This window comes from Streptomyces sp. NPDC004542, assembly GCF_040610035.1.
Lineage (GTDB): Bacteria > Actinomycetota > Actinomycetes > Streptomycetales > Streptomycetaceae > Streptomyces.
On sequence record NZ_JBEXLP010000001.1, the window covers coordinates 229624 to 241339 of the forward strand.

General features: G+C 74.6%; 8 protein-coding genes. 4 read left to right on the plus strand and 4 right to left on the minus strand.

Annotated features, from left to right (window positions below):
- Positions 1-299: 299 nt before the first annotated feature.
- The 3 genes from ABZX30_RS01105 to ABZX30_RS01115 are packed head-to-tail and all read right to left on the minus strand — an operon-like array spanning position 300 to position 4971.
- Complete coding sequence (locus tag ABZX30_RS01105) at positions 300-1475, minus strand: VWA domain-containing protein (protein ID WP_355927181.1); 1176 nt, start codon at positions 1473-1475, stop codon at positions 300-302.
- Complete coding sequence (locus ABZX30_RS01110; protein ID WP_355927183.1) at positions 1472-3844, minus strand: DUF5682 family protein; 2373 nt, start codon at positions 3842-3844, stop codon at positions 1472-1474. Before ABZX30_RS01110 ends, ABZX30_RS01105 begins: the two co-directional genes overlap by 4 nt.
- On the minus strand, positions 3841-4971 hold the full coding sequence (locus tag ABZX30_RS01115) for an AAA family ATPase (RefSeq protein ID WP_355927185.1): 1131 nt from the start codon (positions 4969-4971) through the stop codon (positions 3841-3843). Before ABZX30_RS01115 ends, ABZX30_RS01110 begins: the two co-directional genes overlap by 4 nt.
- Before the next feature lie 132 nt (positions 4972-5103).
- Here ABZX30_RS01115 and ABZX30_RS01120 point away from each other — a divergent pair, with 132 nt between their 5' ends.
- Entirely contained in the window at positions 5104-6471 is a 1368-nt protein-coding gene (locus ABZX30_RS01120) for an SWIM zinc finger family protein (protein WP_355927187.1), read from the plus strand.
- A gap of 83 nt (positions 6472-6554) precedes the next feature.
- Positions 6555-8177 (plus strand): DUF5691 domain-containing protein, encoded by a 1623-nt coding sequence (locus ABZX30_RS01125; RefSeq protein ID WP_355927190.1) that lies wholly within the window; start codon positions 6555-6557, stop codon positions 8175-8177.
- A 134-nt stretch (positions 8178-8311) separates the two neighbouring features.
- Here the strand turns inward: ABZX30_RS01125 and ABZX30_RS01130 are convergent, their stop codons facing one another.
- Positions 8312-8728: a cobalamin B12-binding domain-containing protein gene (locus ABZX30_RS01130; RefSeq protein WP_355927191.1), complete on the minus strand. Its 417-nt coding sequence runs from the start codon at positions 8726-8728 to the stop codon at positions 8312-8314.
- A 295-nt stretch (positions 8729-9023) separates the two neighbouring features.
- Here ABZX30_RS01130 and ABZX30_RS01135 point away from each other — a divergent pair, with 295 nt between their 5' ends.
- Together ABZX30_RS01135 and ABZX30_RS01140 are read left to right on the plus strand one after the other, a co-directional pair.
- Positions 9024-9887 carry an alpha/beta fold hydrolase gene (locus ABZX30_RS01135; protein ID WP_355927193.1) on the plus strand — a complete coding sequence of 288 codons (864 nt, stop codon included), beginning with the start codon at positions 9024-9026 and terminating at the stop codon, positions 9885-9887.
- 254 nt (positions 9888-10141) lie between these two features.
- A complete protein-coding gene (locus tag ABZX30_RS01140) occupies positions 10142-11710 on the plus strand; it encodes a M23 family metallopeptidase (RefSeq protein WP_355927196.1) in 1569 nt (522 codons plus the stop codon).
- Positions 11711-11716 lie beyond the last annotated feature (6 nt).

Sequence of the window (11716 nt, forward strand, 5' to 3'; positions counted from 1 at the left end):
CGACGGAACGGCTGACGGGTCGACGGGACGTGCTGCCGATCCTCGCACGGCCCGCCCGAGGTTGCGCAAGCCCCTGTTACCGATCGGTACTCATGTCCGTTTTCTGGCTCCCCGCCCCGGCGGGGCCGGCGCGGACGGAAGCCGACTCGACGCCGTCGTCCGCCTGCATCGGCCCTGCCCGCGGCCGGGCGCCTTCGTCTGCGACGACTTCGCACCCGCCTTCGCCGACTACCTGCGCACGCGCGCCCCGGACCGAACGTGCGCAGGACACCGCTGACCGGCATCCGGAGGGTCCGGCGTCACGCCGTCGCGTCCGGCACCGGAAGCGGGCGCTTCTCGATCGCCGCCGCCATCACCTCAGGGAACAGATCCGGTGTACAGGCGAACGCCGGTGCCCCCAGCGCGGCGAGCGCGGCCGCGTGTTCCCGGTCGTAGGCGGGCGCCCCCTCGTCCGACAGCGCGAGCAGCGCCACGAACTGCACCCCCGACGCCTTCATCGCGGCGACCCGTTTGAGCATCTCCGCGCGTATGCCTCCCTCGTAGAGGTCGCTGATCAGCACGACCACCGTCTCCGCGGGGCGGGTGATCCGGGACTGGCAGTAGGCGAGCGCGCGGTTGATGTCCGTACCGCCGCCGAGCTGGGTGCCGAAGAGCACGTCGACCGGGTCGTCCAGCTGGTCGGTGAGGTCGACGACGGCCGTGTCGAACACGACGAGCCGCGTGCTGATCGACCGCATGGAGGCCAGCACCGCCCCGAACACGGACGCGTGGACGACGGACGCCGCCATCGAACCGGACTGGTCGATGCAGAGGACCACCTCCTTCTTCACCGACTGCGCGGCACGCCCGTAGCCGATGAGCCGCTCCGGCACGACCGTCCGGTACTGCGGCAGGTAGTGCTTGAGGTTGGCCGCGATCGTGCGGTTCCAGTCGATGTCGTGGTGGCGCGGCCGGCTGACCCGCGCGCTGCGGTCGAGGGCGCCGGTGAGGGTGGCCCGGGTGCGGGTGGCGAGCCGCTTCTCCAGGTCCTCGACGACCTTGCGCACGACCGCCCGTGCCGTCTGCCTCGTCGTCTCCGGCATGGCCTTGTTGAGCGAGAGCAGTGTGCCGACGAGGTGCACGTCGGCCTCGACCGCTTCCAGCATCTCCGGCTCGAGCAGCAGCGTGGCCAGCCCCAGCCGGTCGATGGCGTCCCGTTGCATGACCTGGACGACGGAGGAGGGGAAGTACGTGCGGATGTCCCCGAGCCAGCGGGCCACCGACGGCGCCGACGCTCCGAGCCCCGCCGCCCGGTCCCGGCCCGTCCGCGGCCGGTCGCCCTTGCCGTAGAGGGCGGTCAGCGCCCCGTCCATCGCCGCGTCCCGCCCGGACAGCGCGCATCCGGTGCCGTCGGCCGGGTCTCCCCCGAGGACCAGCCGCCAGCGCCGCAGCCGCTCCCGGTCCGGGTCGTCGGCGTGCGCCTGCCCGTTCGTCATCTGCCCACCCCCATCAGGTCGTTGTCGTCGGCGGGCGCGCCGGCCGTGCCGTTCCCGCCCAGACCCAGCAGCAGCCGCACCACCGGCAGCACCGCGTCCGCGCGGTCCGGATCGAGCTCGGCCGCGAAGCCGGGCAGGCCCGGGCCGGCGGCCGTCGTCCTCCCCGCGGTGCCCGGACCGCGCCGCACCAGCTCCCCGAGCGTCCGGCGCACGCCCGCCTCGTACGCCGAGAACGTGCGCCGCAGCAGAGGCAGTACGTCCGTGAACGCCTCCGCGGGCACCCCGGTCAGCCAGGCGTCGACCAGGCCGAGCAGCCGCTCGTCGTGCACCAGCAGCATCCCGCCACCGCCGCCGACGAAGCCCTCGATCCACGCGGCTGCGTCGGCGGGCGGCGTCCCCGGCGACAGCACGAGCCCCATCAGCCGGGCCGCCGCGTCCTGCCCCAGCTCGCCGTCGTCCAGCAGGATCCGCACCGCACGCCCCCGTACGACCCCGGGAACGGCGTCCCGCGCGGACAGGGTCCGCAGCACCGCGCGCCATCGCGGACGCAGGTCGCCCGGTCGGGGTACGGCCGCCTCCGCGAGCAGGCCGACCGCCCCGTGCACGGCGTCCACATGGCCGCGCATCTCCTCGGCCGCGTCGGCGTCCAGCGCGGCGCAGGCCGGGGGCAGGCCGACGAAGACCCGCTCGGCGAGGCCCCCGGCGACCTCGGCGAGGGCCTGGGTGCCGGTGCCGCGCACGTCGCCGTAGCGCAGGGAGCGGACCAGGGCGGGCAGGGCCTGCGCCAGGTGGCCGACGTCGGCGTCCAGCGCGGCCCGGTCGGCGAGCACACGCATCACCACGGGCAGGGCGTCCGGCAGTTCGGCGAGCAGGCAGTGCTCGGCGAGGGCGGTGACGTCGGCGAGGGAGCGGGCGGCCAGGGCGTCCGCCTCGGCCCGGGCCGTCGCGGCGGCGACCACGGTCGTGCCCCACACCCCGGCCTCGGCGACCCGCACGGACAGCTCCGGCTCCCAGCGCAGCCGCCAGGTCTCCCGGAACGTGCCCGTGCCGCCCCGGGAGGCCGCCGGTTCGCCCCAGTCGACGCCGAGCAGCCGCAGCCGGTGCAGCAGCCGGCTCCGTCCGGCGTCGGTCTCCTTGCGCAGGTCGAGCTCCAGCTCCCGCTCCAGCGCCTCGGGTCTGAGCCGCAGCCGCCGCTGCTGACGGGCCAGGTCGCGCTGCAACGGCACCGCGGGCGCCTCCTCGGGCACCTCGCCCAGTACGTCCCCGACCACCAGCCGGTCGTGCACCAGGGCCAGCGGCACGTCCGAGCCCTCGCACATCACCGCGCGCACCGCGTCGGTGGTCTCGCTCAGGCCGGCCAGCGGGCGGCCGCGCATCGCGGCGAGCGTCTCGGCCAGCCGCACCGCCTCGATGACATGGGCCGGGGAGACGATCCGGTCCTCCTCGCGCAACAGCCCCGCGACCCTGGTCAGCCACCGCTCCACGGGCCGGTCCGGAGCGGTGAACAGGTGTCCGTACCAGCCGGGCGAGTCGATGCCCGCGCCGTACCCGCCGGCCCGGGCCAGTCTGCGGTGCGTCCACGGCACCCACGTCATGTCCGCCCTGACCTTGGGCAGTCCCTTCAGCAGCGCCCGGTCCGCGGTGACGGCGCTCCTCTCCCGCAGCGCGGGCACGTGCCACGCCCCGCAGACCACGGCCACCTCGTCCCCGAACTCCCGCCGGGCGGCGCGCACCTGGAGCCGCATGTACGCCTCCCGCACCGGATCCCGGGCGTGCCCGCCGACGCCGTACCGCTCCCGCAGCGCCCCCATGGCCTCCTCGAGCGCGGCGAACGGCGCGAGCGGGTCGCGGTCGCCCGCGCCCCGGTGCTCCACGGCGTCCTCCCACCAGCGCTCGGGGTCGTCGTAACCGCCGGCCTCGGCGAGGACGGCGAGGGGGTCGAGACGGACGCCGTCGGCCTGCCCTGCTCCTCTCCCCTCCTCTCCCCCTTCTTTACTTCCTTCTTCGCTTCCTTCCTCTCTCTCCCAGGCAAGCGTGTGTGCGGCGGGCAGGTCGATGAAGCGGGCCGGTACGCCGTGGGCCAGGGCCCAGCGGATCGCCACCCACTCCGGGGAGAACCCGGCCAGTGGCCAGAACGCCGAGCGGCCGGGCTCGTCCACGGCGTGGGCGAGGAGCGCGACCGGGGGCCGCATACGGTCGTCGGCGGCCAACGGGATCAGGGCGTCAGCCTCGGGCGGCCCCTCGATCAGCACCGCCCGCGGACGGGCCGCCTCCAGCGCGGCCCGCACCGCCCGCGCCGAGCCCGGCCCGTGGTGTCGCACGCCGAGCAGCAGCGGTCCGGCAGCCGATGCCCGCGCCGAGTGGTTCACGCGCTCACCTCCCGGCAGGCCCGGTAGAAGTCCTTCCAGCCGTCCCGCTCACGGACCACCGTCTCCAGGTACTCCTGCCAGATGACGCGGTCGGCCGCCGGGTCACGGACGACGGCACCGAGGATGCCCGCGGCGACGTCGGCCGGCCGCAGCACGCCGTCGCCGAAGTGCGCGGCCAGGGCGAGGCCATTGGTCACGACCGAGATGGCCTCGGCCGTGGACAGCGTGCCGCTGGGCGACTTCAGCTTCGTGCGGCCGTCGGCGGTGATGCCGTCGCGCAGTTCCCGGAAGACGGTCACGACGCGGCGGATCTCGTCGATGCCGTCGGGCACCGCCGGCAGGTCGAGGGAGCGGCCGATCTGGTCGACGCGGCGGGAGACGATGCCGACCTCGGCGTCGGCGTTCTCCGGCAGCGGCAGCACCACCGTGTTGAAGCGGCGGCGCAGGGCGCTGGACAGGTCGTTGACCCCCCGGTCGCGGTCGTTGGCCGTGGCGATGAGGTTGAACCCGCGGACGGCCTGCACCTCCTGCCCCAGCTCCGGTATCGGCAGCGTCTTCTCCGACAGGATCGTGATCAGTGTGTCCTGCACGTCGGCCGGGATACGGGTCAGCTCCTCGACGCGGGCCGTCATGCCCTCGGCCATGGCCCGCATGACCGGGCTGGGCACGAGGGCGTCGCGGCTGGGACCGTGGGCGAGCAACCGCGCGTAGTTCCAGCCGTAGCGGATGGCCTCCTCGGGGGTGCCCGCCGTGCCCTGCACCAGCAGGGTCGAGTCGCCGCTGACGGCGGCGGCCAGGTGCTCGGACACCCAGGTCTTGGCCGTGCCAGGCACGCCGAGCAGCAGCAGGGCGCGGTCGGTGGCGAGCGTGGTGACGGCGACCTCGACGATGCGGCGCGGGCCCACGTACTTCGGTGTGATCACCGTGCCGTCCGGCAGCGTGCCGCCGAGCAGATACGTGGCGACCGCCCACGGCGACAGCTTCCAGCGGGCCGGGCGCGGGCGGTCGTCCTGCGCGGCCAGCGCGGTGAGTTCGGCCGCGAAGGCGTCCTCGGCGTGCGGCCTGAGCGCCTCGGCCGGCTGCTTCGCACCCGCCTGCACGGACGTCGGTTCCACGGACACAGACATGGCTGAGGCCCCCTCCAGCTCGGCCGGTTCGGATCTGTCACCAACCCTGCACCACGCCACTGACAATCGCCCTGACCTGCACAGACGCTCTCGCAGGGCCGATTGTCAGTGGTGGGATCTACCGTCGGTGGCATGACTGAGCAGGGGGTGCGCTGGACCGCGGAGCAGGTGCTGGCACTGGCGCCTGACGCCGCGTCACGCAAGGCGGGGAGCAAGCTCGGGGCGGCCGGGCCGTGGTCCGGCACGGGCAGTTCCGACGAGGGGACGGTGTGGGGGCTGTGCAAGGGCAGTGGCGGCAAGCCGTATCAGACGGTCGTCGACATCGCGGACGCGGCCGGGCCCGCGTACAAGTGCAGTTGTCCGAGCCGGAAGTTCCCGTGCAAGCACGCGCTCGGCCTGCTGCTGCTGTGGGCGGGCGGGAACGACGCGGTGCTGGGGACGGCGCAGGCGCCGGACTGGGCGGAGCAGTGGATCTCGGGCAGGCGCAGGCGCGCGGAGGCGAAACCGGCGGGTGGCGGCGGTAGTGGTGGTGCGGGCTCGGCGGCCACCGCCGATCCGGAGGCGGCGCGGCGCCGGGCGGAGCGCCGGGCCGAGCGGGTGACCGCGGGCGCCACGGAGCTGGAGCAGCGGCTCGCCGATCTGCTGCGCGGCGGCCTCGCCTCGGCGGAGCAGGCGGGGTACGGGTTGTGGGAGGAGACGGCGGCCCGCATGGTCGACGCCCAGGCGCCGGGGCTGGCCGCCCGGGTGCGGGAGCTGGGGGCGATACCGGCGTCCGGGCCGGGCTGGCCGGTGCGGCTGCTGGAGGAGTGCGCGCTGCTGCACCTGCTCGATGAGGGCTGGCTGGGCCGCGAGCGGCTCCCGGACGGGCTCGCGGCGACGGTCCGCTCCCGCGTCGGCCTGCCCGCCTCGGCGGACGGCCCGCCGCTGCGCGACCGCTGGCTCGTCCTCGCCCAGTACGACACGTCCGATCCGAAGCTGACCACGCGCCGGATATGGCTGTACGGCGCCGAGTCGGGCCGTACGGCTCTGCTGCTGTCGTACGGCGCGGCCGGCCGCGCCCCCGAGCCGGCGCTGCCGGTCGGGCTGGCGCTGGACGCCGAGGTGTCCGCGTATCCGGGCCCCGGGCAGCCGCGGGTGGCGCTGGGCGAGCGGTTCGCCCCGCCCGCGCCCGTGGCGGTCCGGCCGCCGGGTCTGACCACGGCCGAGGCGGCCGCGCGGTACGGCGAGGCGCTGCGGGAGGATCCCTGGCTGGACGCGGTTCCGGTCACGCTGGACCGGGTCGTCCCGGCCCAGGCCGGTGATTCCTGGCAGCTGGCGGACGCCGACGCCGACTCGGCGCTCCCCCTCACCCCCGCCGCCCGCTCGAGACCGGGCCTGTGGCGCCTCGTCGCCCTGTCGGGCGGCGCCCCCGTCACGGTGTTCGGCGAGTGCGGCCACCGGGGCTTCACCCCCCTGACGGCCTGGCCGGCGGGAGCCGGGGAGGCGGTGGCGCTGTGCTGACCGGGCGCACGCACGCGGCCGCCGCGCCCCGGGGGACGCCCCCGACCGCTTCGCCGGACCGCCCACCGACCGAGAGGCACGCCATGGACAGCACCCCCGCTCCGGCGGACGCGCCCCCCGCGGGCGCCTGGGAGGAGCTCGTCACCGCGGCGCTGCTCGGTACCGACCGGCGTCCGCCGGCCGGGGGACCGCCCGGGCGGGAGGCGCCGGTGGCACTGCTGGACGCGGCGGCGGTGCAGACCGTACGGCGCAGGGCCGGGCTGCGTCCCGGGCCGGCGGCCCGGCGGCCGGACCCGGCGCCCGAGGACCCGCGCCCCGCGCTGCCCGCCCCGGCCGGGCGCAGGCTGGCGATGCTGCTGGCCGACCGCCCGGGCGTGGGCGGGACCGGGCGCCGGAGCACCTCGCCCGACCTGATGGAGCTGCTGCCCCAGTGGCTCGCGGCGGCGAACGCGCGTGGCTACGCCCCGCCCCCGCAGGCGCTGCCCGCGCTGCTGGACGCGGCCCGGGGCCGTACGGACCTGCGGCCGGCCGTGCTGGCGTTCGCGGGGCCGCGGGCGCTGTGGCTGGCCCGGCTGAACCCGGACTGGCGGTTCGCCCTGCGCGCGGCACCCGGTGGCGGCGCGGCACTGCCGGACCCCGACGACACCGACGGGGTGCGCCGGCTCTGGGAGGAGGGGCTGTTCGCCGAGCGGGTCGCGCTGCTCTCGGCGGTCCGGGCGCGCTGGCCCGCGGTCGGGCGCGAACTGCTGGCGGCCACGTGGACGACGGAGCGCGCGGAGGACCGGCTGATGTTCCTGGACTCGCTGCGCACGGGGCTCGCCGCGGAGGACGAGCCCTTCCTGGAGCAGGCGCTGGCCGACCGCAGCCGCAATGTGCGGGCGACGGCCGCCGAGTTGCTGTCCGCGCTGCCGGGATCGGCGCTGGCCGCGCGGATGGCGGTGCGGGCCGGGGCCTGTGTGGCCGTCGATCACACGGGGGACACGGCGACGATCGTGGTGGAGGCACCGCTTGAGTGCGACACGGGGATGGAGAGAGACGGTGTAGTGCCCAAACCTCCTGCGGGCAGAGGAGAAAGGTCGTGGTGGCTGGGCCAGTTGGTGGAAGCGGCACCGCTCGGAACCTGGCCGGCACGGCTCGGGGGGCGCACGCCTGAGGAGATCGTGGCGCTGCCGGTCGCGGACGACTGGCTGGGCGAGCTGCACGCGGCCTGGTGTCGCGCTGCGGTGCGGCAGCGGGACGCCGACTGGTCCCGGGCGCTGCTCGGCCCGCCGTCGGCGCCCGAGGCGGGCGGCCCCGGGGCGGTCTCCCTGGCCGAGCGGGCCAAGCTGCTGGGCACGCTGGACGCGGAGGAACGTGCCGCGTGGGTGGCGGGGTTCATCGCGACGCACGGGCTGTCCGAGGCGTTCCAGCTGCTCGGGATGTGCGCGGTGCCGTGGTCCGCGCCGCTCGGGCGGGCGGTGGTGGACGCCCTGAACATCGCTCGGGACGCGGGGAGTTATCCGTGGAGTTTCAGTGGCGTGATGGGCCTGGCCGAGCGGTGCCTGGATCCGGCGGAGGCCGCGCGGCTGGACGGGCTGCTGGCGGTGCCGGACGAGCCGGATGACGCGTCGCCGGGGGCCGGAGGTTACTGGGCGGAGGCGTTCCAGCGTCTCGTCACGACGCTCCGGCTGCGCGCGGCGATGGCGGCGGAGCTGGGCGCGGTCTAGTGCGCCCAGGAGCGGCGTCCGGTGCGGCGAGCGGGGCGCGGCCGATGCCCTCGGTGCGGTGGGGGCACGTGCCGGGCGTCGCGACGCGGAGAACGTCCGGCCGGCCGCTCCGCCCGGGTGAGCCGCCCCGGGCGCTACGCCTCCGCGGGCTGGCGCACGTTCTCCCGGACCCACTGCACGATCGACGCCGTGGTCGCACCGGGGGTGAAGATCTCCGCGACGCCCTTCTCCTTCAGGGGTGCGATGTCCGCCTCGGGGATGATGCCGCCGCCGAAGACCAGGATGTCCTCGGCCTCCCGCTCCTTGAGGAGGTCGATGACCGCCGAGAAGAGGGTGTTGTGGGCACCGGAGAGGATGGACAGGCCGATCGCGTCTGCGTCCTCCTGGATCGCGGTGTCCACGATCTGCTCCGGTGTCTGGTGGAGGCCGGTGTAGATGACCTCCATACCGGCGTCGCGCAGCGCCCGCGCGATCACCTTGGCGCCGCGGTCGTGGCCGTCGAGCCCCGGCTTGGCCACCACCACGCGGATCGGACCGGCTGCCACACCCATCACTGCCTCCATGAAGCGAGAAGTGAACGAACGTTATCCACAGGATCCCGCACCCGCCAGTTTCACGGCGCTGACCGAGGGGGAAATCACACGGTGGGACACGTTCGGGAGCCGCGGCGTGGTCCACGGAGTCGCGAAAGGCACGTTGGGCAGCTGAGGCAGGACGCCGTGGGCGCCGTACGCCTCACGTCTCTCCCCCGGGCCACTCGCGCCCCGTCGACCGTGCTCCTCGCGGCACCCCATGAGTGCACACGGGGGCACAGCCGTCCTCCGGCGTGCCGACAGGAGGCCGGCCATGAAGGTCACCAGGGCGCTGGGCCCCGTACTCCCGCTCTGCCGCCGCCTCGTGCCGGACGGCATCGCGGGCCTGTCCCTGGCGCTCCTGAAGGCGACCGTCCTGGAAGCCGCGATCCTCGCGGGCCACGTGCTGCTGTATCCGACCGGCATCCTCCCGGAGCGCCGCTCCCCCGTCGTGGCGGTACCGGACCGCGGCTCCGAGCTGCCGGTCCAGGAGCGGCCCCCGGTCGTCCTGCTGCACGGCTTCGTGGACAACCGCTCGGTCTTCATGCTGCTGCGCCGCAGTCTCCTCCAGCACGGCAGGCGCCGGATCGAGTCGCTCAACTACTGCCCGCTGACCCGGGACATCCGCGCCGCGGCGGAGCTGCTGGGCCGGCGCGTAGAGGAGGTCTGTGAGCGGACCGGCAGCCCGCGGGTCGACGTGGTGGGCCACAGCCTCGGCGGGCTGATCGCGCGCTACTACGTGCAGCGGCTGGGCGGCGACCTCCGTGTCCGTACGCTCGTGACGCTGGGCAGCCCGCACGGCGGCACCCGGGTCGTGCCGCTGGCAGACGCGCACCCGATCGTGCGCCAGATGCGTCCCGACTCCGAGCTGATCGAGGAGCTCACCCGGCCGGCGCCCGGCTGCCGCACGTACTTCGTCAGCTTCTGGAGCGACCTCGACTCCCTGATGGACCCGCTGGAAACCGCCCGTATCGACCATCCCGACCTGATGGCGCTGAACGTCCCGGTGACCGGGATCGGGCATCTCGCGCTGCCGGTGCATCCGGCCGTCGCGGCCGGAATACGGCAGGCCCTCGACAGCGAACGGCCGGCGGCGGGGACCACGGAGCGCCGGAACGGCCTCACGGTCGCCTCTTGATCCGGGCGTGGCCACGGCACGCCGGGCGGCGCAACAGCCGCCCGCGGCGGCCCGGTCGCCGGGTGGAGAGCCGTCCGACATCGAACGTTCTTCGAACATAAAGCCAAACCCACGCCCGTCGTCCCCCGAAACACGGCCGAATGCCCGTTTCCCACGAGCGTGAAACCGGCCGAAGATTGTCGCGCCCGCGTACCGCCGGGTACAGTCGCCGCACTGCTCTGCCAGCCCCTGTTGTCGAGGCGAAAGAGAAGTTGGTGAACGACCGTCACCCGTCGGGGGCCATGACCACCCCGGCTCCGGCTTCCGAAGCCGCCTCCGCGCACTACGCGGCCCACGGCGGTCAGGAACCGCAGTACGGCGACTTCACCACGTACGACGGCTACGGCGCCACCGGTTTCGAGACCGGTGCCCACGCCACCACGACCTTCGATTCCGACCCGCTCTTCGGCAATCTCCCGGGCGAGGGTCACCCCACCGGCGCGTACGACACCACGCAGTGGACGACCGGAACCGGCCAGAGTGCCCACTACGACCCGTACGCGGCCCAGCACCACGCCGCCTACGACTCCGGCGCCTACGACGCCACCGCCTGGACGACCGGGCAGCAGCAGTTCGCCGGCATCCCGCACCAGGCCACGTCCCCCGACGTCAGCGGCCAATGGGACGCGAACGCGTGGCTCCAGCCCGAACAGGCCGCGGCCCCCGCCGAACTCACCCAGCAGTGGGAGTGGGGCACGCAGGCCTTCGACACCGGCGCGTACGACGCGACGCAGTGGAACTCCGACGGCACCGCCGCGGCCACCGGACTCGAGCAGCAGCCCGAGCCTTTCGAGCAGCCCCTCGACCAGCAGGCGACCGCCGCCTTCGAGCAGGTCTCGTACCAGGAGTACGAAAAGTACGAGGAGTACCAGGAGTACCAGGAGTACGACGAACACGAAGAGCACGAGGACGGCGGCGAAGAGGAACACGTCGCGGACGGGGAGGAGTTGGCCGCGACCGGCGAGCTGCCCACCGTCGCTCCCCTGCTCGACGGCCAGGAGGAGACCGTCCCGGCCCCGCCCCGGGCGGGCTCCCGCGGCGCGGCCCGCTCCCGCCGCCGTACGCCCCCCAAGCGCTCCGCCCTGCTGACCGTCGCCGTGCCCTCGGTCTGCGTGATGGGGGTCGCCGGGATCGCCGCCGCCTCCGTCGGTGGCCTGACCGACGACGGGGGCAAGGACACCACGGCCACCGCTTCGGACGCGCACGCGGTGAAGCCGTCCATCGCCAACAGCAAACTGGACTCCCAGCTCAGGACCCTCTCCGCCGGCGCCGACGACTTCGCCGACCGGGCCAGCCGGACGCAGGAGCGCATCGACCTCAAGGCCCAGCAGGAGGCCGAGAAGAAGAAGGCGGCCGCGGAGGCGGCCCGCAAGGAACGGCTGCGCCCCAAGTACGTCCTTCCGGTCATGCAGAAGGGCCTCAGCGCCTACTTCGGCCAGGCGGGCGTCAACTGGATGTCGGTGCACACCGGGATCGACTTCCCCGTCGCGTACGGCACGACGGTGATGGCGGCGACCGACGGCACCGTGACGACCGAGTGGAACAGCGCCTACGGCAACATGCTGATCCTGACGGCGAAGGACGGCACGGAGACCTGGTACTGCCACCTCTCCAGTTACCGGGTACCCTCCGGCACGGTCGTCAAAGCCGGGCAGCCGATCGCGTATTCCGGGAACTCCGGCAACTCCACCGGCCCGCACCTGCACTTCGAGGTACGGCCGGGCGGCGGGGCGGCCATAGACCCGCTGCCGTGGCTGCGCAGCCACGGGCTCGACCCGACGTAGGCTCCC

Excerpts from the sequence above, each read along its gene's own strand:
- ABZX30_RS01105 (WP_355927181.1), bottom strand. The coding sequence starts at position 1,475 with ATGACGAACGGGCAGGCGCACGCCGACGACCCGGACCGGGAGCGGCTG.
- ABZX30_RS01115 (WP_355927185.1), bottom strand. The coding sequence starts at position 4,971 with ATGTCTGTGTCCGTGGAACCGACGTCCGTGCAGGCGGGTGCGAAGCAG.
- ABZX30_RS01120 (WP_355927187.1), top strand. The coding sequence starts at position 5,104 with ATGACTGAGCAGGGGGTGCGCTGGACCGCGGAGCAGGTGCTGGCACTG.
- ABZX30_RS01125 (WP_355927190.1), top strand. The coding sequence starts at position 6,555 with ATGGACAGCACCCCCGCTCCGGCGGACGCGCCCCCCGCGGGCGCCTGG.
- ABZX30_RS01130 (WP_355927191.1), bottom strand. The coding sequence starts at position 8,728 with ATGGGTGTGGCAGCCGGTCCGATCCGCGTGGTGGTGGCCAAGCCGGGG.
- ABZX30_RS01135 (WP_355927193.1), top strand. The coding sequence starts at position 9,024 with ATGAAGGTCACCAGGGCGCTGGGCCCCGTACTCCCGCTCTGCCGCCGC.